Below are 23321 nucleotides of genomic sequence, written 5' to 3' on the forward strand. Positions count from 1 at the left end.
GGAGTTAACCATGAAATCCGTTCCGTTCGACGATATTCTTGCTCTGGCAAATAAATACCAGCCGGAAATGACGCGTTTTCTGCGTGAGATGATCGCCATTCCCAGCGAAAGCTGCGATGAAAAGCTTGTGGTCGCGCGCATACGTCAGGAGATGGAAAAAGTAGGGTTCGATAAAATCGAGATCGATCCCATGGGAAATATTTTGGGCTATATCGGCCACGGCCCACGCCTGCTGGCGATGGACGCCCACATCGACACGGTGGGCATCGGCAATCGCAAAAACTGGCGTTTCGATCCTTACGAAGGCATGGAGGATAACGAGCTGATCGGCGGGCGTGGCTCCTCGGATCAGGAAGGCGGCATGGCGGCAATGGTTTACGCGGCAAAGATCATCAAGGATCTCCGGCTGGAAGACGACTACACGCTGCTGATTACCGGAACGGTTCAGGAAGAGGACTGTGACGGCCTTTGTTGGCAATATCTTATTGAGCAGATGAATATCCGGCCCGAATTTGTCATCAGTACGGAGCCTACCGACTGTCAAATCTATCGCGGACACCGTGGCCGCATGGAAATACGGGTAGAGGTACAGGGCGTCAGCTGCCACGGCTCTGCGCCGGAACGCGGCGATAACGCGATTTTCAAAATGGCGCCCATCCTGACCGAGCTGCAGGCGCTGTCCGGCAAGCTGGGCAATGACGAATTCCTGGGTAAAGGCACATTGACCGTTTCGGAAATCTTTTTCACCTCGCCCAGCCGCTGTGCCGTCGCAGACAGCTGCGCCATTTCCATCGATCGTCGTCTCACCTGGGGCGAAACATGGGAAAACGCGCTGGAGGAGATCCGCGCTCTGCCTGCCGTTAAGTCGGCTAAGGCAGAAGTCTCGCTTTATACCTACGAGCGCCCTTCCTGGACGGGGCTGGTCTACCCAACCGACTGCTACTTTCCTACCTGGAAAGTGGAGCCTGACCACATCACCGTCAAAACACTTAGCGCGGCCTATCGGGGCCTGTTTAAACGCGAGCCGGTGGTGGATAAGTGGACCTTTTCCACCAACGGCGTTTCCATTATGGGCCGTCATGGCATTCCCGTTATCGGCTTTGGGCCAGGTAAAGAGCCAGAAGCCCACGCGCCGAATGAAAAAACCTGGAAAGCGCATCTGGTCACCTGCGCCGCACTCTATGCCGCCACGCCTTTGACCTGGCTACAGCAGCAGGCCTGACGGCAACCGGCGTCGACAGGAGGAGGGGGATGAAAACGTTACTGAAGGGAGGCACCCTGGTAGATGACGCCGGGGAATACCGCCAGGATCTGCTGATCATGCAGGGAAAAATCGTTCGTCGCGCGCCGCAAATCGAGGCGGACGAAACCATGAACATTATCGACGCTCGTGAGCTACTGGTAATGCCGGGCGGTGTGGATGTGCATACCCATTTTAATATCGACGTCGGCATCGCGCAGAGCTGCGACGACTTTTTTGCCGGTACGCGCGCCGCAGCCTGCGGCGGTACCACCACTATTGTCGATCATATGGGCTTTGGCCCGCCAGGCTGCACGCTGCACCACCAGCTGGAGAAATATCATCGCGACGCGGTCGAGGCAGTTATCGATTACAGTTTTCACGGCGTGATCCAGCATGTGACGCCTCAAATTCTGGAGGAGATCGCGCCGATGGCGCAGCATGAGGGGATCAGCAGCTTCAAATTTTATCTGACCTACGATTATATGCTGCATGATGAAGATGTCCTGAACGTGCTGCAGCGCCTTAACGAAGCGGGCGCGCTGGCCACGGTGCACCCGGAGAACGATGCGGCCATACGCTGGCGACGACAGCAGTTTAAGCAACAGGGGAAAACGGCGCCCGTCTGGCACGCTCACAGCCGTCCGCTGGCCTGCGAAGCGGAGGCGATCGCGCGCGCTATCAACCTGGCCAGGCTGGCGGACAATGCGCCTTTATATATCGTTCATCTCTCCAACGGCCTCGGGCTGGATTATGTCCGTATGGCGCGCGCCAGCGGCCAGCCGGTATGGGCAGAAACCTGCCCCCAGTATCTGCTGCTGGACATCAACCGCTACCTGCGGCCTGACGGGCTGAAATACATCCTCAGCCCGCCGCTGCGGCCATGCAGCGAGCGGGATAAATTATGGGTTGGTATCGCCAACGGCGCGATTGATACCCTGGCTACCGACCACTGCAATTTTCCTTACCGGCAACGCCAACAGATGGCAGCCAACGATTTTACTCGCTGCCCCAACGGCCTGCCGGGCGTAGAGAATCGCCTGGCCCTGCTTTTTTCCGAAGGCGTGATGAAAGGGCGTATCAGCCGTTCACGCTTTGTTTCGCTAACCAGCACGATGCCCGCAAAACTGTTTGGTCTGTGGCCGGAAAAAGGCAGCCTACAGCCCGGCGCGGATGCCGATCTGGTGCTTTTCGATCCCCGACGTCAGCAGATTATCCACCATGCCGATCTGCATGATAACGGCGACTATACGCCCTATGAAGGCTTCTGCTGTCAGGGCTGGCCGGTTATGACCCTTTCACGTGGAACAGTGGTCTGTCGGGAAGGCCGCTTTACCGGTCAGGCAGGACACGGCCGCTTTATTTCTCGCAAGCCATTTGTAACAGGGAGTCACCTATGAAAAAGAGGATAGTACTGGCGCTGGGCGGCAACGCGCTTGGCGCGGGGCTGATGGAGCAGATGCAGGCCGTGCAGAATACGGCGGAAACCATTGTGGCGTTGATAGCCGAAGGCCACGAGCTGGTGATCACCCACGGCAACGGCCCACAGGTAGGGATGATCCATCAGGCCTTTGAAGCGGCGGCCCACACGGCGGCGCATTCTCCGGTATTGCCGATGTCGGTATGTGTGGCGCTTAGTCAGGGATATATCGGTTACGATCTGCAAAACGCGCTGCGGGAAGCGCTGCTTAATCAGAACATGGATAAAAACGTGGTATCGCTGATCACGCAGGTGCGCGTGGACGCGCGCGATCCCGCTTTCACTCATCCCGACAAGCCGATCGGCTCTTTTCTGTCAGAAGAGGAGGCGCGCAAGCTGAAATCAACAGGGATGCTGCTGATGGAGGATGCCGGGCGCGGCTGGCGACGGGTAGTTGCCTCGCCCAAACCGTTGGAGATCGTCGAAGCGCGCGCGGTAAAAACCCTGCTGGAAGCCGGTCAGATTGTGATTACCGCTGGCGGCGGCGGCATCCCGGTGGTAGCCCAGGAAAATCATCTACAGGGCGCAAATGCCGTTATTGATAAGGATCTTGCCAGCGCGGTGCTGGCTCAGGATATCGATGCGGATATGCTGATTATTCTGACCGCGGTCGAAAAAGTTGCTATCGATTTCCGTAAGCCGACGGAGCGCTGGCTGGACACGCTGACGCCGCAGGAAGCTTTGCACCATATTACTGATAATCAGTTCGCGCCAGGCTCGATGCTGCCGAAAGTCGAAGCGGCCGTCGCGTTTGCCGAATCAAAGCCTGGCCGTCAGGCCCTGATTACGCTGCTTTCTAAGGCCAGAGAAGGGATTGTTGGCCAGACCGGCACGCTTATTCAACAGTAGCGGCAGAGCGCGCATCGGCGGCTGTTTCAGGCCTGCCCTGCCGCCGACGCGTCGGATGGGCGCGGCCACAATGCTTACCGCTATCTCTTCCGGCGCCAGACGTTCAATCATTCCCCCTCCAATCGTCCCGTCCGTTTTGCCCTATTCTCGCACCAGCATGGTGGCTACGTGACGCGGTGCAGAGCCGCGACTCTCGACGACATGTAATAGCGCAAAAGCGCGGTTTTCCTTCCCCAGACGGCTGGCTATAGCAGACAGGCTCACCTCCTTCTCCTGAATGTGGATCTTTTAGTCTGCTGCAACCGTTGTGCCGCTTTTTTCAGCGCGACGGGCAACTGGCCAGGGCAAGCCTTCTCATAATGAGAGCTTACGTTCTTATATTGCGAAGATTTCCCCATGTCGCGCCAGGCCTGGCCATTCTGGATGCTACTCATTCTCACTACCTGCTTTTCTACGGGCAGGCAGACGATGATTTTGCGAATAGTGTCACGAAACCTGCATGAAAAGACATCGCTAAACGCCTCTGGCTCACTTGTTGCTAAGCACTGACAAAACTGCATTTGTTTACACGAGCGGCATCGCTCAGCAGCATTAAGGAGCTACTTATGGGTGACATCATGCGTCCCATCCCTTTCGATGAACTTTTGATGCGAACCTGCGCGGAATATCAAGAGAATCGTTCGATTTTCGGCATCCCGGAAACGGAATTTTATCAACGGGATCCGCGTCGCCAAATCGCTTTGTTTGGCGAAAGCTGCGACACGCCTGTCGGCCCGGCCGCCGGGCCGCATACGCAGCTGGCGCAAAATATCATCGTGTCCTGGCTGACCGGCGGCAGTTTTATCGAGTTGAAAACCGTGCAGATCCTGGACAGGCTGGAGCTTGAAAAGCCCTGTATTGATGCCAGCGACGAAGCTTTTAACACCGAGTGGTCCACCGAATTTACGCTGAAGAAGGCCTGGGACGAATACCTGAAGGCCTGGTTTATCCTGCACCTGCTGGAAACGATTTATACGCCACGGCGCGACGGCGCAAAACGCTCTTTTATTTTTAATATGAGCGTCGGCTACGACCTGCAGGGCATAAAGCAGCCCGCTATGCAGACCTTTATCAATGAGATGCTGGACGCCGCTCAGAATGAGAAATTCGCGCTTTATCAACAAAAGCTGCAGCGTTTTATTACTCAGGGCGACTGGCAGCTGCTGCAAAAAGCCCAGCCCGCTGATTTACAGGCGTTGCCCGCACGCATTTCCAGCCGCATGGTCAACAGCGTGACGCTTTCCACCATGCATGGCTGCCCGCCTGACGAAATCGAGTCTATTTGTCGCTATATGCTGACAGAGAAGCAGCTGCACACCTTTGTTAAGCTGAATCCCACGCTGCTGGGATATCAGCGCGTGCGTCAGATCCTCGATAACAATGGTTTTGACTATATCGAGTTGAACGAGGCGTCTTTCAGCCACGATCTGCCGCTTGGGCAAGCATTGGGAATGCTTGAAAGATTAATGGCGCTGGGGCGGGAAAAACAGCGGACTTTCGGTGTAAAACTGACCAATACGCTGGGCGCTCGTAATCATAAGCATCGCCTGCCGGGCGAAGAGATGTATATGTCGGGGCGCGCCCTCTATCCGCTATCGATTAACGTTGCGGCGCTGCTTTCAACCCATTTCGCCGGCAGGCTGCCCATCTCCTATTCGGGCGGTGCCAGCCAGTACAATATCGCCGATATTTTCGCGACTGGCATCCAACCGATCACCCTGGCTACCGACCTGCTCAAGCCCGGCGGCTATCTGCGGCTGAAGACCTGCGCGCAAATCCTGGAAAACAGTCAGGGCTGGGAACGCCAGTGCATCGATGTTGCCGGGCTGCAAAAGCTGGCTGATGATGCCCTGTCCGCCCAATGGGCGCAAAAGTCATGGAAATCTCGCGAGCAGATAGACGTAGGCGGCCCGCTGCCGCTGACGGATTGCTATGTCGCGCCCTGCGTCACCGCCTGCGCTATTCATCAGGATATTCCGGAATACCTGCGGCTGGCGGGAGAAGGCCGTTATGTCGAGGCACTGGATCTTATCTATCAACGCAATGCGCTACCGGCCATTACGGGCCATATTTGCGACCATCAGTGTCAGAACAACTGCACCCGACTGGATTACGACAAGGCGCTGAATATTCGGCGTATCAAAAAAATTGTGCTGGAAAAAGGCTGGGAGACCTATCGTCAACGCTGGCACAAACCGGCAGGCTCGGGCGATAAACACCCCGTTGCGATCCTGGGTGCCGGCCCGGCAGGGCTTGCCGCCGCCTTTTTTCTGGCGCGGGCGGGCCATCCGGTTACGCTGTTTGAGCGGGAAGCCACGCCAGGCGGCATCGTGCAGCATATCGTGCCGCGTTTTCGCATTCCGGCGCACCTGATTGAGCAGGACATTCAGTTTATTGCCGACCACGGCGTGAGGTTCGTTTTCAACTGTGACCCTCATCTGACGCTTGAGCAGCTTCGTCAGCAGGGCTTCCGCTGGATCTGCATAGGTATTGGCGCGAGAAAAAGCAACGCGCTGTCGCTGGCAGGCGGCAATCCGCACGTGTTCGACGCCTTTGGCTTTTTGCAGCAATTTAACCAGCAGCGAGTCGATCCGGCTATTCAGGGCGATGTGGCGGTAGTCGGCGCGGGCAATACGGCAATGGACTGCGCCAGGGCCGCGCTGAAGGTGCCAGCCGTGCGATCGGTAACGCTGCTTTATCGTCGGGAAGAGCGGGATATGCCCGCCTGGCCGGAAGAGATAGCGGAAGCCAGGCAGGATGGCGTGCAGTTTATGACGTTGGTGAATCCGGAAACTTTTACGCCTGACGGAGGCCTGACGCTGCGAGTGATGCAGCCCGGCGAGCCTGACTCACAGGGGCGCCGTCGTCCGTTAGCCACATCACAAACGCTGAACCAACGCTTTGACGCCCTGATAGCCGCTACCGGAGAAAAACCGGACGGCGAAATACTCCGGCAAATCGGCCTGCCGCTCTCCGCTTCCGGGCAGGTTGACGTTGACCCGCATACGCTGGAAACCAGCCTGCCGAACGTTTTTTTAATCGGCGACGTACAGAGCGGCCCCGCTTCGGTCGTGGCCGCAATTGGCGACGCCCGTAAAGCGACCCGCACTATCCTCCAGCGGGAAAATATCCACTGCGACGACGAGCACAAGCGCTGGCTGAACAGCAATCCCCTCACCATTTATCAGCGACGCGGCATTGTTGCCGTACGGCAGATTGATGCAGACGACCAGGAAGCTTTTGCCAGGCAGGAAGCGGCCCGATGCCTGGAATGCAACTACGTCTGTGCGCGCTGCGTTGATGTCTGTCCAAACCGTGCCAACGTCGCGCTTGCCGTGCCGGGTTTCAGCAGTCGTCAACAGATCCTGCATCTGGATGCGCTTTGCAACGAATGCGGCAACTGCGCACAGTTCTGCCCGTGGCGGGGCAAACCTTATCAGGACAAGATTACCCTGTTCAGTCGTCAGGATGATTTTGACAACAGCAGCAACCCCGGATTTTTGTTGGATAAGCAGAGCGTGCGGCTACGCCTGAACAACCGTGTCTGGCAGCTAAACGTTGACGACCGGGGCGAAATCACGGAAGCGCTGCCTGAAGACTTAAAGACAATGGCCCGCATCATCAGCTACACGCGTCAGCAGCATTCTTATCTGCTGAGCAGAGTGGAGGAATAACCATGCTGCTGCTAAAAAACTGCACCCTAATAAATTTCAATCCCGCCCGGGTTGTCGAAAACGGTGATATCGCCATCGATGGCGAAAAAATTATTGCCGTCGGCGGCGATTTGTCGGCGGATTATCCTCATGCGCAATGCAAATATCTGCACGGCAAACTGGTTATGCCAGGGCTGGTCTGTGCGCATAATCATTTTTACTCCGGCCTCTCGCGGGGGATCATGGCGCCGATAGCGCCCTGCCCGGACTTTATCTCTACGTTAAAAAACCTCTGGTGGCGGCTGGATCGCGCACTGGATGAAGAGTCGCTCTATTACAGCGGCCTGATCTGTTCGCTGGAGGCCATCCGCCACGGCTGCACTGCGGTTATCGATCATCATGCTTCGCCAAATCTTATCAAAGGATCGCTGGCGATCCTGCGGCGCGGCTTTATTGAAGCCGGACTGCGCGGCATGACCTGTTTTGAAACCACGGATCGCAACGGCGGCCTGAAGGAGCTGGAAGCAGGCATCGCGGAAAATATCGATTTTGCCCGGCTGATTGACGCCCGGCGAAACGATAGCCTGGAAGAGCGCCTGGTGGAATGCCATATCGGCGCGCACGCTCCCTTCACCGTGCCGGACAGCGGCCTGACGATGCTGGCCGAAGCGAAGCAGGAAACGGGGCGCGGCCTGCATATCCACGTAGCGGAAGATCGTTACGATGTTTCACACAGTCACGACAGATACGGCATGGATCCTATTGCCCGCCTTGATAAATTCGGCCTGCTGGATGAGAAAACGCTTATCGCCCATGGACTCTGGCTCTCGGCCGATGAGATTGCGTTGCTGAACCAGCGTAGCGCCTGCCTGGCGCACAATGCGCGATCCAACATGAACAATCATGTCGGCTACAACCATCATCTGGCTGATTACCAGCTGGCGGCGCTTGGCACCGACGGTATCGGTGCCGACATGTTTGAGGAGCTGAAATTCGCTTATTTCAAACACCGGGACGCGGGCGGCCCGCTCTGGCCTGACAGCTTTTTGCGCATGTTGCATAACGGCAATATTTTGCTGGAGCGTAATTTTGCCCAACCTTTTGGTCAGCTGGCGGCGGGCTATACCGCCGATTTGACCATCTGCGACTACGTTTCACCGACGCCGTTGCAGGCGGAAAATCTCGCCGGGCATCTGGCTTTTGGACTTAACAGCGCGGCGGTGCACAGCGTCATTATCGCCGGCCGGCTGGTCTATGAAGATCGTCAGTTCCCCTCCGACATTGCACCGCTCTATGCGCGGGCGCGCAAAGCCGCAGCCAGGCTGTGGCAAAACATGGCAAAGCTGTAGATCTGTACGCCTTCGAATCGTAGCCGGGTGCGTTCCCGGCCGTAAGGGAGATACATTAATGAACGCTTCTGTCGCTCGTCCTGAACCGCTTCCGGTTTCTGCGCCGCCTGTCGATCGGGTATTGCCCGCCGGACACCCGACCCTCTTTGGCCTGGAGCATGTGCTGGTATGCCGTGCCGCTGGCCATCGGCACGGCGTCTGGCATAGCCGGTAAACGGATTATCGTGCCGTCCGGCTGCGCTTTGGTGGTCTGTCGCTTTGCCACCTCGCTGCCGCCGCAGCATTTCTTCCGCAGGCAGTGTGAAATCGCGGCCTGCAAGGCAGACAGTAACGGGGCTACTCCCCGATAAAGGACAACTGTTATGAGCATCGATCGCGTCAGGCCAGAAGATACACTTTATCCGGTAGGCAAATCCTTTGTCTGGGGATTGCAGCACGTATTGACGATGTATGGCGGCATTATCGCGCCGCCGCTGATTATCGGCTCGGCAGCGGGGCTGCATGCTGCCGAACTGGGCATGCTGGTCACGGCTGCGCTGTTTGTCAGCGGCTGTGCCACCTTATTGCAGGCGCTGGGCGTGCCCTTCTTTGGCTCCCGTTTGCCGCTGGTACAGGGCGTCTCTTTTGCGGGCGTGGCGACCATGATGGCGCTGGTGGCGGGAGACGGTGGCTTACCGGTAGTGTTTGGCGCAGTAATAGCCTCGTCGCTGATTGGCCTGCTGATTGCGCCGCTGTTTGCTCATGTCATCCGCTTCTTCCCTCCCGTCGTTACCGGGACGGTGATTACGGTCATCGGTCTGTCGCTGATGCCGGTTGCCGCCCGCTGGGCGATGGGTGGCGATGCCGACGCGCCGGAATGGGGATCGCCAGGCAATATCGGGCTGGCCGCGCTGACCTTAGGTCTGGTGCTGCTTTTTCATCGCGTGGGTAATGCCGCGATGAAAAGACTGGCCGTTCTGGCGGCAATAGTTCTGGGCACGCTGTTTGCCTTTGTCAGCGGCAAAGCGCATTTTACTGATGTCCTGCACGGCGAGATGATAGCGCTACCGGGTATCCTCAGCTTTGGGCTGCCGGTTTTTAACGTAGCGGCCATTCTGTCCATGACGCTTATCGTGCTGGTTCTGCTGACGGAAACCACTGCCGGACTGATCGCTATTGGCGAGATTATCGACACGGAGGTCGACGGCAAACGTATCGCCAGCGGTCTGCGGGCGGATATGTTAGCCAGCGCGCTCGCGCCGCTGTTTAACTCCTTTCCACAAAGCGCATTTGCACAGAACATTGGTCTTGTTGCCATTACCGGCATCAAAAGCCGCTATGTAGTGGCGGCGGGCGGCATTATCCTGGTGCTGCTTGGCTGTCTGCCCGTGCTGGGTCGGATAGTCGCAGCCGTTCCGGCTCCGGTACTGGGCGGTGCGGGCGTGGTACTGTTTGGTACCGTGGGGGCATCCGGTATTCGTACGCTGGCAAAAGTCGATTATAAAGACACGATGAATTTGGTAGTGGTAGCAACGGCTATTGCGTTTGGCATGATCCCCATTGTGATGCCCACGTTTTACGATTGCTTCCCGGATTGGATCAGAACGATTTTCCACTCCGGCATTAGCGCCGCCTGCGTGGTTGCCGTGCTGCTGAATATTGTGTTTAACACCATCAAAGGAACGCCAGACGTGCAGGAAAGTCAGTCCGGCTGAAAAATTCGTACAGCTAAAACCGGGTAGCAATTAACCTGAGGCCGCTATTTCTGGCATCTTATCCAGAGAGCAGCCAGCTGCAGAGGCTGGCTTCAGGAAAGAATAAATATTAGCCCCTGCGTATCGCCATGCTGTCAAAGTTGTGACGCAGTATTTTGATACCGATAGCCTGTGCCGACATATTTATATTCATTATCCCTGACCGACACGGCTCAAACACGACCAGGAGCGACTGAGTGCGTGACCCGTACCGGCAAGCCATATCGTTTAGCGGAAAAACGGTCAAAACGGTCAAAACGGTCAAAACGGTCAAAACGGTCAAAACGGTCAAAACAGTCAGGATGGCCAGAACAGTCAGAAAGGTCAGAAAGGTCAGAAAGGTCAGAAAGGTCAGAAAGGTCAGAAAGGTCAGAAAGGTCAGAAAGATCAGGCTTGATGATTACGCCAGCAAGCACAACAGGAAGAGGTAAAATAGCCGGAAGCCAGGGTGAAAAGATAAAACGGGTGGCGAGCGGCCACCCGAAAGGGTTCTTAACCTTCTTTACGCGGGTAATCTTCGCTGTTTACCCAGGCATGATCTTTTTCCCAGCTGAATTTCCACAGGCGAACCGGCCCGGCCATTACGTTCAGGTAATAATTGTCGTAACCGGCGATAGTCGCCACCGGATGATAGCCTCGCGGCACCATTACCACATCGTGGTTATAGGCCGCCATGCACTCATCCAGCGAGCGGTCGTCGGTATAGACTCGCTGCATTGCAAAGCCCTGTTCCGGATTAAAACGGTGGTAATAGGTTTCCTCCAGATAGGTTTCGGTTTCTGAATCCTCCCTGTCGTGCTTATGGCTGGGATAAGAACTGGTATCGCCCTCGTCGGTATACACCTCGACCACCAGCAGGCTGTCAGCGGGCTGGTCATCCGGCAGAATATTATGCACCAGCCGTTTATTACGCCCTTTGCCGCGCCTCTCCACGCCCACGTCACCAGGCGCAATCAGGCGTGCCGGCAGGTTACCCTTGCCAGGCGCGCGACAGACCGCCAGTTCCAGATCGGAATCGGCCCGAACCTCTACCCGATCGTTATGCGGCACGTAAACGGAGTAAGGCGGCGTGCGTTCAAAAGGCGACATGCGTCTGCCGATATCCGGAAACTCTGCGTCGCGGGTTTTTACCGACGCCAGCCCGGCGACCAGCACCAGGCACAGCTCCTGACTGCCGCTTTCCAGCTGCAGGGTCTGGCCCTTTTTCAGCTGCCAGGCCTCGAAGCCGACATAGCGCCAGTTTGCGCTTTCCGGCGTAATCTGCTGGATACGTCCCTGCGCATCCGGACGTTGTGCTTTGGACAGCAATGACATGGTGCTCCTCCTTATGCGTTAGCCCAGCGTTGGCATACTGAATTCAGAAACGGTCTTTTGTCCGCTCGGCCAGCGAACGGTCGCGGTTTTCATTCGGGTGTAGAAACGCACGCCGTCCGGCCCATGAACGTTCAGCGCACCAAACACGGAACGCTTCCAGCCGCCGAAGCTGTGGAATGCCATCGGTACGGGAACCGGTACGTTAACGCCTACCATGCCCGCCTGCACCTCGCGTACAAAGTCGCGACCTGTATGGCCGTTACTGGTAAAGATCGCGCTGCCGTTGCCGAACTCATGGCTGTTAACCAGTTTTAGCGCCGTCTCGTAATCCGGCGCGCGCATGATGCTCAGCACCGGGCCAAAAATCTCTTCGCGCCAGATAACCATATCAGCAGTGACGTTATCAAAAAGCGTTCCGCCTACGTAGTAACCTTCCGCATGGCCCGGCACCTGGAAATTACGCCCATCGACAACCAGTTTCGCGCCTTCCTCTACCCCTTTGTCGATATAACCCAGCACTTTTTTCTGGTGTGCGGCGGAAACTACCGGCCCCATTTCGTTTTCTTCACTGCCTTTCTGCATGCCGGGCCCGACACGCAGAGCCTTGACCAGCGGCGTCAGCGCGGCAATCAGCTTATCGGCCGTATCATCGCCCACCGCGACCACTACCGGCAGCGCCATGCAGCGTTCGCCCGCAGAACCAAAGGCACCGCCCATAATGGCATTGACCGTGGCGTCTAAATCTGCGTCCGGCATGACAATCGCATGGTTTTTGGCCGCGCCGAAGGCCTGCACGCGCTTGCCATGTGCGCTTGCGGTTTTATAAATATGTTCCGCCACGCCAGAAGAGCCAACAAAGCTGACGGCCTGAACGCGCGGATCGGTATAAAGCTGTTCAGCATCTTCATTGGAACAGTGAATAACGTTAAAGACGCCATCCGGCAGGCCGGCTTCCGTCAGCAGTTCAGCCATACGCACGGAGGCGGAGGGATCCAGCGCCGGCGGCTTAAGCACAAAGGTGTTGCCGCAGGCCAGCGCGATAGGGAACATCCACAGCGGCACCATCGCCGGGAAGTTGAAAGGCGTAATGCCGGCGACGACGCCCAGCGGCTGCATCAGCGAATAGCTGTCCACGCCTGTCGCGACGTCCGCCGAATTTTCGCCTTTAATCAAATGAGGAATACCGCAGGCAAACTCCACGACTTCCATACCGCGCGTCAGTTCTCCCAGCGCGTCTGACCAGACTTTACCGTGCTCGCTAACGATTAGCGCAGCCAGCTCGTCGCGATGCTGCTCCATCAGGGCCTTGAAATTAAACAGGACGCGGGCGCGGCGCAGCGGCGATGTGCGGGACCAGCCTTCAAAGGCGTTATGCGCGACTTCGATGGCGTGAGCGACCTCTTGTGCCGTGCTTTGCGTCACCTCACGCACCGGTTTGCCGGTCGCCGGATCGTAAACCGGAATTGTTTCGTTACTGGCGCTCAAAGACGTTTTTCCGCCGATAAAGTTTCCTGTAATAGTCATGTTCTGGCCTCTTAAATGGTGGTATTCCCTGTGGGCGGTTGCCTTTTAGCGGACGGCCCAACCGGACAACTCCCGAATGCGTGCAAAGACACTATTATATTGGAATAAATTTTTCAAATATTCCACTTTAGAAAATCTGTTTTTAGCGGCATAGATCGCATTTTTCTTTTCGCTCTGTCGGCTGATTTTATGCTGCGTCAGCGCGGAGCGTTAAAATAAATAATCCAGTGCTGATGGGGGCCAGGAGCTTTAATAGAGGCTTTTTTCCTCGCGCATTCATTTGATTTCACTTGCTCCGGAAGGAGCGGGATTTCATGTATAAAGCCTGCTCAAAACGAAATTTTGCGAGGAAGATCTAAAAATTTAAGTTTCATCATTCCCCATTAATGAAATAAATGTTCTTCTGTTGCACAACGTTCGACAGGTCGCGGTACAGGCTGAAAGTTCAGGTTATCGGGGCTGGTCTGATTGCTGATGGTGCAGGCCAGCCAAAGCCCTTGCCAACAGCCCGACATTTATCTCTTTTACTTTGCAGGAGCTGCAAGATGGCGATTGATCCAACCCGTATCTGTATTAACCGTAAAATTGCTCCCGGCCTTGGCATTGAGCAATTTTTCAAACTGGTTCACGGGCTCGGTCTGAATAAGGTTGAGCTGCGCAACGATATGTCCAGCGGCAAGGTGACGGACAATCTGAGCCACGAAGAGGTGCGCGAGCTGGCGCAGCGATACGGTCTGGAAATTGTTACCATCAACGCTGTCTATCCTTTCAACCAGGTGGACGAAGCCCTGCTGGCAAAAACGGAAGCGCTGCTGAAGGACGCCAGGGGCGTAGGCGCAAAAGCGCTGGTGCTCTGTCCGTTAAATGACGGTACGCCAATTTCTGCGGAAGAAACTATCAGCGCGCTGAAAAAACTGGCGCCGCTGTTTGAGCAATATGGCATTGAAGGCCTGGTTGAGCCTCTCGGCTTTCCGATCAGTTCATTGCGTTCCGCCGTCCACGCCCAGGCGCTAATCCGCGATGCCAACGTGCCTTTCCGCCTGTTAGTGGATACCTTCCACCATCATCTGTACGAAAAGGCGGAAGCGGAATTTGAAAGCGGGATCGATATCGACAATATTGGCCTGGTCCACCTTTCGGGCGTCGAGGATACAAGGCCAACGGCGGAACTGACCGACGAAGAACGCATTATGCTGAGTGAAGGTGACCTGCTGAGAAGCGTGGCTCAGGTACAGCGCCTGGAACGCATGGGGTATCGGGGCGTGTACGCGCTGGAACCTTTTTCTTCTGTTATGGAAAACTGGCGCGCTGCGGATATTGAGCGGGAAATCCGTCAAAGCATTCAGCTGTTGCAGGCATAAAATTTTTTAGCGCGCGGCCCGGTGCTGTGGCTGCGCTCTGCCCCTGATTCCCTCTCTTTTATCTGTGTCGTATCTTGCGGTCTGATGACCGCCCTTTTTTTAGCGCTTTTGCGGTATCAACAGCTTTCCCACGCAGCACGCGGCGTCGACAGCTTTCCGCGTGACGAGCGTTATCAACAACCTTCCTGCGCAACATGCATCATCGACAGCCACTCAACGCCGCGCCCTGGCGCCTGATCAAAAAGTCTTTTGCATAATATTTACAATGTTCAACCGTATCTGGCGCCCTGCGCAACGGAAATGCTGCTCAGGCGCTTTCCGCTGTTGCATGACGGGCCTTCAACGTCAGCAACATCGCCAGACAGACCAGCAGCGCGCTAACCAGATAAATAACCGGGACGCCGGCATAGCTCATTACCAGCCCGGCCAGCGGCCCGGTGATGCCCAGCGCAAGATCCATAAAGGCCGTATAGGTTGCCAACGCGCTGCCCTGATTCTGCGCGGGCACGGCCTTCACCGCCACCACGCCAATCGCCGGGAAAACCAGCGAGAAGCCGGCACCGGTCAGCAGCGCGCCCAGCTTTGCCATCCACGGATCCGCCGCACCCCAGACCAGAAATAAACCGACGGCTTCTACAGCAAAGCAGACCGCCGCCACCATCAGTCCACCGTGCCGGTTAATGGCGTTGGGAAACAGCAGGCGCGTACCGACAAAAGCGCCGCTGAACAGCGTCAGCGCCCAGGCCGCGCCGTCCCAGCCTTTGTCCTGGTAGAAGAGCGTAATAAAGGTAGCGATCACGCCAAAGCCGGCGGATCCCATCGCCAAAAGGGTACCGAAGCGCCAGATCTTGCCCAGCACGGCGCGAAAAGGCAGCGGTCTGCCCTTGCTGCTTTTGACGGCAGGTCGCGGCAGCGCCATCAGCACCGCCAGCAGCGCGATAGCCGTTACCACGCCGGCCAGCAGCAGCAGGCCGCCCCAGCGATAAATGCCCACGCCCAGCGGCGCGCCAATCGCCATCGCGCCATAGGTGAAAATGCCGTTCCAGGAAATTACGCGTCCTATATGAAGCGATCCCACTACGCCGACGCCCCAAAGCGTGGAGCCGGTTCCGGCAAAACTTTGCCCTATGCCAAGCACGATCCGGCCAAAGCAAAGCAAAAGCAGGCTAACCATCGGGAGCGTTGCGGTTAACGCGGCAAGCGCATAGCACAGCCCACTGATCAGACAGCCGCAAAGCCCAGCCACCACGACTTTTTTCGGGCCCAGCAGGTCGGCAAAGCGCCCCGCGTGCGGACGACTGATCAGCGTGGCGAAATATTGCAGGCTTACCACTAATCCAGCCCAAAATGCGCTGTAGCCCATCACATCGTGGACATAGCCAGGCAGCACTGCCAGCGGCAGGCCAATAGTCAGATAAGCGGCGAAATTGAAAATCACAACGGAAATGATGCGCAGATTCAGACGTAAAGCGCCCGGAGCCTCCGGGGCGGGTTGTTCAGGCATAGCGAAGAATATCCTGTCCGAAATGACATGAATAATAACTATAACCTGATTTCCCGGCCCGCAGGCGGCCAGTGCATAAATTATGCGGCACGCTATTTTTAACACGGCCTGCAGCCAGACCAGCTATTGCTGACGTATCCTGCTCTGCGTTGAACAAAATATCCCGGTTCTGAGACCTTTCCTGAAATCAGAAGCCTGCCGGAAAACAGTCGCTACACTTAATCACAAAAAGCCTGAAGGAGAAGGAATGAACGCACCACAGCAGGAGAAGATGGGGCAGAATATGCTGCTAAAAATGGCGACGCTGGTCGTGGTTTTAGCCGGCATCAAGGCGGCATCGGCTATCCTGGTTCCCTTTTTACTGGCCCTGTTTCTGGCCATTATTTTAAACCCGCTGGTTACCATCCTGATGCGGCGCGGCGTCCGGCGCGGTATGGCTATCAGCCTGGTGATCGCGGCGGTGCTGGTTGCATTCGGGCTGCTGGTGGCGATGATTGCCGGTTCGGCGGATGAGTTCTCTACCGTTTATCCGCAGCTTCAGCAGCAAATGACGCAAAGGCTGGCGCAGCTTCAACATATTGCCGCGCCTTTTCATATTAATCTTTCTACCAACAGCCTGGCGGCGCGGCTCGATCCCAACGCCATTATGGGCATGGCGACGCTGATCCTCAGCCAGTTTTCCGGCGCGCTGACCAACCTGGTGCTGCTGATTATGACAGTGGTGTTTATGCTGTTTGAAGTGCATCACCTGCCCTACAAGCTGCGTTTCGCGCTGATCAATCCTAAAATTCGCATCGCCGGGCTGCATAAAGCGCTGAAAGGCGTTACCCATTACCTGGCGCTGAAAACGCTGATTAGCCTGATTACCGGGTTTTCCGTCTGGCTGGTGCTGATGCTGCTGGATGTGCAGTTCGCGCTAATGTGGGGCGTAGTGGCGTTCGTTTTAAACTATATTCCCAATATCGGCCCTATTATTGCCGGTATTCCGCCCACGCTACAGGCGCTGCTGCTAAACGGCGTGTATGAAGCGGCATTGGTCGCAGCGCTTTTCAGCGCGATCCATATGGTGTTTGGCAATATGCTGGAGCCGCGCGTGATGGGAAAAGGACTGGGGCTTTCCAGCCTGGTTGTGTTCCTGTCGCTGATTTTCTGGGGCTGGCTGCTGGGGCCGGTAGGAATGCTGCTCTCCGTACCGCTCACCAGCGTGTGTAAAATCCTGATGGAAACCACGCCGGGCGGCAGCAAACTGGCGATCCTGCTAGGCAACGGCAGACCGCCGAGGACGGCAAAACCCAAACTGCAAAAATAGTCGTCAGCGCGCGTCAAAGACGCTGGTATCGGTTATTGCCCGCACCTCAACCTTGTTGGGCAAGATAGCCAGCGAGGAGAAGAGATCGGCAACCTGCTGAACTTTAGCGATATCCTCTGCCGTAACCGGCCGTATGCCATGAGAAATACGGCCGGTAATGCCTTTCGACACTTCCGGCGGCAGACGAGTCAGCGACGAATAAACCTTATTATACTCAACCGGATGCGCTATCCCCCAGGCGCGAGCCTGCACCAGTCGGCGCGCGAAATCGGCGATAGCCAACCGCTTTTGCGGATCTTTTAGCGAGCTGCCGGTAGCGGTGACAAACGAGAGCGAGGTGGTCAGCCCTTTGCTGTCGCGCAGCAGCCGCGCGCCGTGCTGTTCAGCAATGCCAAGATAGGGATCGAAAGTGGCCCAGGCGGCAATTTGGCCGGAATTAAAGGCGGCGCTGGCGTCGGTCGGCAGAACAAAGCGTACGGAAACCGCCGTTTGCGGCACTCCGGCCTCTTCCAGCGCTTCATAGAGCAAATGCTGCGAGATGCTGCCGCGTGCGGAGGAGACCACCACCGTTTTTCCGGCCAGATCCCTGACGCTGTGCAGCGGTGAATCAGCGGGTACGATCAGTCCATTGCTCGCGCTGTCGCCCACGTTGGTGGCGATAATTTTCAGATCGACGCCGCCCGAGGCCGCCATCAGCACCGGCAGGTCGCCTGCGTAAGAGGTATCCACTGCGCCAGCCCGCTGGGCTTCAAACATCGGCGCGGCGCCCTGAAAGTTGGCCCAGCGGTAGTCATAAGGCGCGTCTTTCATTACGCCGGAAGCCTCCACCAGCGACCGTAGATTCCGCGCCTGGTCGCCCAGTACCAGCGTCACTTTTTCCGCTTTTGCCGCACTGGCTATCAGGCTTATGCCCAGCAGCAGCGCCAGCGCGCTTTTTCCCGCTTTCATCTTTTTTCCTTAAAGCGCGTTACGCGCCAGCTGACGAATATAGGCATCCCAGTGCAGCAGATACTTTTTATTTTTTATGCCGTTATCAAAAACCCGCGCGGCTTTTTCGGCCACGCTGTCGGGCACAATGCTCAGCTCTGCGCCGCCAGACTGGGCCGCCAACTGCGCCACGCACGCTCTTTCCAGGTAATAAAGGTTGTAGAAGGCCTCTTCCAGATTTTCACCGCAGGTCAGCAGGCCATGATTACGCAGGATCAGCGCGTTCAGATCGCCCAGATCGGCGACGATACGCTGCTGTTCATCCAGATCCAGCGCGATGCCTTCGTAATCGTGATAGGCCAGCCTGCGGTAAAAACGCATACTGTGCTGCGAAATCATCAGCAGACCGTTTTTCTGCGCCGCCACGCCAATGCCCGCCGCCGTATGGGTATGCAGAACGGCGTGCGTATGCGGGCGGGCGCGGTGAATAGCGCTGTGGATAACGTAGCCAGCCGGGTTGATGCCTGAGCCGACAGGATCGTCAATGATTTCGCCGTCCAGATCGACTTTCACCAGCGTTTCCGGCGCAATTTCGTCGAAGGTTTGTCCGTAAGCGTTGATCAGGAAATGCGGCTTGTCGCCCGGCACCCGCAGCGAAAAGTGGGTGTAGATATGATCGGTCCAGCGCAGCCGCGCGGCCAGCTGGTAACACTGGGCCAGTTTGACGCGAGCCTGCCACTCCGCGTTGGTAATTCGCGCGCGAAGCGATTCGGCGGAATGCAGTGCGCCACTCATAAAATCCTCCTGAATACAGCGTGATGGAAGCCCGAAGCCGGGTCAGGGCATCCTGACACAGAAGAAACGTATGGCGGAAACGATCAATCTGAGAATAAATTGCATAAAATTAGCTAAGCGACGGCGCACCTGATTTTTTTTTCCGCGCCATGCTACCTTTACCTTTTCAGGCGGCGCAGGGATGCCGCTAACAGAGGACAATGAATGGATCGGCCGAAAAGAAGCAGTGAAAAAAGAGGCGTGCTGCTGGCGGTCGCTGGCATAGTGCCGCTGCTCCTTTGTCTGATCTTTACTTTTATCGACGCCAGACAGATCGTTAAGCGCCAGCAGGCGGCGACGGCGGGTATGCTGCTGGCGCATGCCGAAGCAATCGGCGACCGGGCCTGGGATACCCTTGACGAACTTCAGGCGTTTCCGAAAAGACCCTGCGAAGAGATCAATGACGAGCTGAGAAAGTATGCGGCGCTGTCCCCCTATTTTCGCTCAATAGGCGTTATGCGTGAGGGTCGCATAACCTGCTCTTCCGCATTCGGCGGGATACATAACGATATCGCTACCGTTATTCAGCGTCAGCCGCCGACGGATCGAAAAGCGAAGTGGATGCTTTCGTTAAGCCAAACCTGGGCGGTGAGAGACAGGCCCGCCGTGATTTTTATGCACGATACGCCCGCGCATTCCGGCGCTTTTGTGATCGTTGACGGCCAGTATTTGCTGGATGTGATGAGCGCGGTCGGCAAAAGCCAGCATAACAGTATCCGGCTACAGTTCGGTGGCGGCTTCGCCTTGCGCAGCGGCGCAAACGGCAATCAGCCGTCGGGACTGCTCCAGCCCGTGACGCTCAGCGAACGTTCCAGCCGCTACCCTATCGGCGTCGAGGTGACCTCGCCCGCCAGCGATATTGCCTTTACCTGGCGTCAGGGTCTGTTTACCTTCGTGCCGATGGCGCTGATCCTGTCGCTGCTGTTGATGACCGTGACCAACAACTGGCTGAAACGTAAGCTTTCTCCCCGCGACCAGCTGCGGAAAGCCATACTGCATCGCGAATTCTCCGTTAATTATCAGCCTGTTTATCATATGGTTACAGGTAAAGCCAGCGGCGCTGAAGTGCTGATGCGCTGGCAGCGGCCCGACGGCCACTGGGTAAGGCCAGATATGTTTATCACCGCGGCGGAAGCGGAAGAGATGATCATACCTTTGACCCGCCATCTGATGGAGCTGGTGCTGGAGGATGCCAAACAGTGGAGTCTGCCGCCGGATTTCCGTCTGGCGCTTAACGTGGCCGCCGCGCACGTCCAGCACGACGATTTTGTCGAGGATATCCGCTATTTTGCTCGTGGCATGGCGATACATCGACCGGATATCACGCTGGAACTGACCGAGCGCAGCCTGCTTTCCGACGGAGAAGACGTCGTGCAAAAGCTCCAGCTGCTGCGTAATGAAGGTATCCATATCGCCATTGATGACTTTGGCACCGGCCACTGCTCGCTCTCTTATCTGCAAACCTTCCCGCTGGATTACCTGAAAATCGACCGCGGCTTCGTCAATGCCATCGAATCAACCACGGGCGAAGCGCCGGTGCTGGACGCCATCATCACGCTAAGCCACAAGCTGGGGCTGAAGATTGTGGCGGAGGGCGTAGAAAACGCCACTCAGCTTCATTATCTGCAGGCGCGCGGAGTAGTATTTATTCAGGGATATTATTACGCCCGCCCAATGGACAACCGGCTATTTATGTCCTGGATGCAGCAGGAAGGTCAACGCCCGCTGGTTTAAATAGTCGGGTACAGGCTGAATTAACGCCGACGGCGAAAAAGCGTAACGATTTTCAATTTCATTTACGTAGCTTTAGCGCCGCCCGCAATGCAATCCTGACGGCGTCGTCCTCGGGGAACGTTTTTTGTTCGCTATGGGTTATCCCTGCCTCTTCGTACCGGGCTTTCGTCCGTTCATTAATCCTGTCCAGCATTGTGATAATTTGCGACGAAACCTGCTGGTGCTCCTGATATATATCCCAATAGCTTTTTCGCTGATATTTCAGGAAGCGATACTTTAATATAAACCTAATGTTATCAATACATTGAATAAATTTCATTCGCATCAAGCCTGGCCACTTAGCCATTAGCAAAGCGCGTTCTTCAGACCCTGTTTTGTCTGTAATTTCTCCACTCTCAGGCTTTATCTGTTTTTGTGAATAAACCCTACCGTTATTAAGGAGAAAAGTTTGCTGAGGCCGGAAGAATTTTAAATTAGCTTCTGTGCTTTCCAGCCAATAGTTTTTAAAATGAACGTGTTTTTTATTATTCATTACCCCCCCGCAAGACTGCGAACGGCAGTATTACCGATCGAGCCAGCAGGCGCAATACTAATATTGGCAGGTAGCCTGACTTAATCTCATTATAAAAAAGTGGGCAATGTCTTCTTATTCCCCCTCACCTGGCTGGCCTTCGCCGTGAATTTTTCTGGCGTTTTCGGCTGCGTCGAGGGCGCGGTTGCGTCCGTTAACCGCTGGTTACACAATCTAATTTCAGGTAGAAATTATGTTACACAGCGCAGAAACGATATACTGAAAGCAGACGGATATTTGTTAACGAACGAACAAATTTGCTACTTATCTCCGTCGACAGGGCGAAAGCCCGTACGCTATTCGCTCTGCTTTCCCGCTGCGACGGCGCGAGCGGAGCGGAAGATTTTTCCGGGAAACAGTCAATTACAGGGTGCTTTATATGAAGCTACGTAGGAAGCGTGTTAAGCCGATTGGCTTAAAAGACGTAACGATCATTGATGATGCCAGGTTACGCAAAGCCATTACCGCAGCGTCGCTCGGTAACGCTATGGAGTGGTTTGACTTTGGGGTATACGGCTTTGTCGCCTATGCGCTGGGCCAGGTATTTTTCCCCGGCGCCGACCCTGGCGTGCAGATGATTGCCGCGCTGGCGACCTTCTCCGTTCCTTTCCTGATCCGCCCGCTTGGCGGCCTGTTCTTTGGCGCGCTGGGCGATAAGTATGGTCGTCAGAAAATCCTTTCCATTACCATTGTCATTATGTCGGTCAGTACTTTCTGTATCGGCCTGATACCTTCTCATGCCTCTATCGGCATCTGGGCGCCCATCCTGCTGCTGCTGTGTAAAATGGCGCAGGGCTTCTCGGTAGGCGGCGAATATACCGGTGCCTCTATTTTTGTGGCCGAATACTCGCCTGACCGCAAGCGCGGCTTTATGGGCAGCTGGCTGGACTTCGGTTCTATCGTCGGCTTTGTGACAGGCGCAGGCCTGGTGGTGCTGATTTCTACCGTGGTCGGCGAAGCGAATTTCCTTGACTGGGGCTGGCGTATTCCGTTCTTCGTGGCGCTGCCGCTGGGCCTGATCGGCATCTATCTGCGTAACGCGCTGGAAGAAACGCCTGCGTTCCAGCAGCACGTTGAGAAACTGGAACAGGGCGATCGCGAAGGTCTGGCCGACGGCCCGAAAGTGTCGTTTAAGGACATCGCTACCAAACACTGGAAAAGCCTGCTGGCCTGTATCGGTCTGGTGCTGTCTACCAACGTCACCTACTACATGCTGCTGACCTATATGCCCAGCTACCTGTCGCATAACCTTCACTACTCCGAAGATCACGGCGTAATGATTATTATCGCGATTATGATTGGTATGCTGTTCGTGCAGCCGGTTATGGGCCTGATGAGCGATAAGTTCGGCCGTCGCCCGTTTGTGATTATCGGCAGTATTGCGCTGCTGCTGCTGGCGATCCCGTGCTTTATGCTGATTAACAGTAACGTGATGGGCCTGATTTTCGCCGGTCTGTTGCTGTTGGCGGTGATCCTGAACTGCTTTACGGGCGTAATGGCTTCGTCGCTGCCGGCGATGTTCCCTACCCATATTCGCTACAGCGCGCTGGCCAGCGCCTTCAATATATCTATTCTGGTAGCGGGCCTGACGCCAACGCTGGCGGCGTGGCTGGTGGAGTACACCGCCAACCTGTATATGCCAGCCTACTATCTGATGGTGGTAGCGGTTGTGGGTCTGATTACCGGTATCATGATGAAGGAAACGGCCAATATGCCGCTGCGTGGTGCAACGCCTGCCGCCTCTGATATTGCCGAGGCAAGAGAGCTGCTGCAGGAGCATCACGACAATATCGAGAGCAAGATCGAAGATATTAGCGAGCAGATCGCCGAGCTGGAAGAGAAGCGTAAGCATCTGATTAACCAGCATCCCCGCATTAACGAGTAAGCCTACAGGTTTGCA

Annotated in this window: 19 protein-coding genes; 12 read left to right on the forward strand and 7 right to left on the reverse strand. The window is 56.0% G+C overall.

What is annotated here, in order from left to right; translation table 11 throughout:
- The first annotated feature begins 10 nt into the window (after positions 1 to 10).
- Genes QZH36_RS19700 through arcC form a run of 3 tightly spaced genes read left to right on the forward strand, consistent with a single transcriptional unit; the run spans position 11 to position 3569 of the window.
- Positions 11 to 1222: a YgeY family selenium metabolism-linked hydrolase gene (locus QZH36_RS19700; protein ID WP_301730936.1), complete on the forward strand. Its 1212-nt coding sequence runs from the start codon at positions 11 to 13 to the stop codon at positions 1220 to 1222.
- 29 nt (positions 1223 to 1251) lie between these two features.
- On the forward strand, positions 1252 to 2640 hold the full coding sequence (gene hydA, locus QZH36_RS19705) for a dihydropyrimidinase (protein ID WP_253457414.1): 1389 nt from the start codon (positions 1252 to 1254) through the stop codon (positions 2638 to 2640).
- The gene (arcC, locus tag QZH36_RS19710) at positions 2637 to 3569 is read left to right on the forward strand and encodes a carbamate kinase (protein ID WP_301730937.1); all 933 of its coding nucleotides are present in this window, start codon (positions 2637 to 2639) and stop codon (positions 3567 to 3569) included. The genes hydA and arcC overlap by 4 nt, the downstream gene beginning before the upstream one ends.
- Before the next feature lie 141 nt (positions 3570 to 3710).
- Here the strand turns inward: arcC and QZH36_RS19715 are convergent, their stop codons facing one another.
- Complete coding sequence (locus QZH36_RS19715; protein ID WP_301730938.1) at positions 3711 to 3833, reverse strand: XdhC family protein; 123 nt, start codon at positions 3831 to 3833, stop codon at positions 3711 to 3713.
- A 341-nt stretch (positions 3834 to 4174) separates the two neighbouring features.
- Between QZH36_RS19715 and ygfK the strand changes: the two genes are divergently transcribed.
- The 5 genes from ygfK to QZH36_RS19740 all read left to right on the forward strand — a co-directional run bounded on the left by ygfK (position 4175) and on the right by QZH36_RS19740 (position 10774).
- The gene (ygfK, locus tag QZH36_RS19720) at positions 4175 to 7282 is read left to right on the forward strand and encodes a putative selenate reductase subunit YgfK (protein ID WP_301730939.1); all 3108 of its coding nucleotides are present in this window, start codon (positions 4175 to 4177) and stop codon (positions 7280 to 7282) included.
- A gap of 2 nt (positions 7283 to 7284) precedes the next feature.
- A complete protein-coding gene (gene ssnA / locus QZH36_RS19725; RefSeq protein WP_301251895.1) occupies positions 7285 to 8610 on the forward strand; it encodes a putative aminohydrolase SsnA in 1326 nt (441 codons plus the stop codon).
- 58 nt (positions 8611 to 8668) lie between these two features.
- Positions 8669 to 8824, forward strand: a complete 156-nt coding sequence (locus QZH36_RS19730) for a hypothetical protein (protein ID WP_253457399.1) — start codon at positions 8669 to 8671, stop codon at positions 8822 to 8824.
- Positions 8825 to 8972: 148 nt separating this feature from the next.
- On the forward strand, positions 8973 to 10304 hold the full coding sequence (locus tag QZH36_RS19735; protein ID WP_253457395.1) for a nucleobase:cation symporter-2 family protein: 1332 nt from the start codon (positions 8973 to 8975) through the stop codon (positions 10302 to 10304).
- A 236-nt stretch (positions 10305 to 10540) separates the two neighbouring features.
- Positions 10541 to 10774, forward strand: coding sequence for a hypothetical protein (locus QZH36_RS19740; protein ID WP_301730940.1), 234 nt, complete (start codon positions 10541 to 10543; stop codon positions 10772 to 10774).
- A 61-nt stretch (positions 10775 to 10835) separates the two neighbouring features.
- Here the strand turns inward: QZH36_RS19740 and iolB are convergent, their stop codons facing one another.
- Both iolB and QZH36_RS19750 read right to left on the reverse strand, forming a co-directional pair.
- A complete protein-coding gene (iolB, locus tag QZH36_RS19745; RefSeq protein ID WP_253457391.1) occupies positions 10836 to 11657 on the reverse strand; it encodes a 5-deoxy-glucuronate isomerase in 822 nt (273 codons plus the stop codon).
- Between the two features lie 18 nt (positions 11658 to 11675).
- Positions 11676 to 13181, reverse strand: coding sequence for a CoA-acylating methylmalonate-semialdehyde dehydrogenase (locus QZH36_RS19750; RefSeq protein WP_301730941.1), 1506 nt, complete (start codon positions 13179 to 13181; stop codon positions 11676 to 11678).
- 545 nt (positions 13182 to 13726) lie between these two features.
- On the opposite strand from QZH36_RS19750, the gene QZH36_RS19755 reads away from it, so the two are divergent.
- Positions 13727 to 14542 carry a TIM barrel protein gene (locus QZH36_RS19755; RefSeq protein ID WP_253457385.1) on the forward strand — a complete coding sequence of 272 codons (816 nt, stop codon included), beginning with the start codon at positions 13727 to 13729 and terminating at the stop codon, positions 14540 to 14542.
- Positions 14543 to 14849: 307 nt separating this feature from the next.
- Here QZH36_RS19755 and QZH36_RS19760 read toward each other — a convergent pair whose 3' ends face one another.
- On the reverse strand, positions 14850 to 16046 hold the full coding sequence (locus QZH36_RS19760) for an MFS transporter (protein ID WP_301730942.1): 1197 nt from the start codon (positions 16044 to 16046) through the stop codon (positions 14850 to 14852).
- Between the two features lie 247 nt (positions 16047 to 16293).
- Between QZH36_RS19760 and QZH36_RS19765 the strand changes: the two genes are divergently transcribed.
- The gene (locus QZH36_RS19765) at positions 16294 to 17355 is read left to right on the forward strand and encodes an AI-2E family transporter (RefSeq protein ID WP_253457379.1); all 1062 of its coding nucleotides are present in this window, start codon (positions 16294 to 16296) and stop codon (positions 17353 to 17355) included.
- A 3-nt stretch (positions 17356 to 17358) separates the two neighbouring features.
- Here the strand turns inward: QZH36_RS19765 and QZH36_RS19770 are convergent, their stop codons facing one another.
- Together QZH36_RS19770 and QZH36_RS19775 are read right to left on the reverse strand one after the other, a co-directional pair.
- Positions 17359 to 18303: an ABC transporter substrate-binding protein gene (locus QZH36_RS19770; protein ID WP_301730943.1), complete on the reverse strand. Its 945-nt coding sequence runs from the start codon at positions 18301 to 18303 to the stop codon at positions 17359 to 17361.
- A 9-nt stretch (positions 18304 to 18312) separates the two neighbouring features.
- The gene (locus QZH36_RS19775) at positions 18313 to 19077 is read right to left on the reverse strand and encodes a class II aldolase/adducin family protein (RefSeq protein WP_301730944.1); all 765 of its coding nucleotides are present in this window, start codon (positions 19075 to 19077) and stop codon (positions 18313 to 18315) included.
- A 204-nt stretch (positions 19078 to 19281) separates the two neighbouring features.
- On the opposite strand from QZH36_RS19775, the gene QZH36_RS19780 reads away from it, so the two are divergent.
- Positions 19282 to 20850 (forward strand): EAL domain-containing protein, encoded by a 1569-nt coding sequence (locus tag QZH36_RS19780; RefSeq protein WP_301253339.1) that lies wholly within the window; start codon positions 19282 to 19284, stop codon positions 20848 to 20850.
- Between the two features lie 58 nt (positions 20851 to 20908).
- On the opposite strand, the gene QZH36_RS19785 is transcribed toward QZH36_RS19780, so the two are convergent.
- Positions 20909 to 21382 carry a hypothetical protein gene (locus QZH36_RS19785; RefSeq protein WP_301730945.1) on the reverse strand — a complete coding sequence of 158 codons (474 nt, stop codon included), beginning with the start codon at positions 21380 to 21382 and terminating at the stop codon, positions 20909 to 20911.
- A gap of 418 nt (positions 21383 to 21800) precedes the next feature.
- On the opposite strand from QZH36_RS19785, the gene proP reads away from it, so the two are divergent.
- Positions 21801 to 23306, forward strand: a complete 1506-nt coding sequence (proP, locus tag QZH36_RS19790) for a glycine betaine/L-proline transporter ProP (RefSeq protein ID WP_253457366.1) — start codon at positions 21801 to 21803, stop codon at positions 23304 to 23306.
- Positions 23307 to 23321 lie beyond the last annotated feature (15 nt).

This window comes from Erwinia wuhanensis, assembly GCF_030484085.1.
Taxonomy (GTDB): Bacteria; Pseudomonadota; Gammaproteobacteria; order Enterobacterales; family Enterobacteriaceae; genus Erwinia; species Erwinia aeris.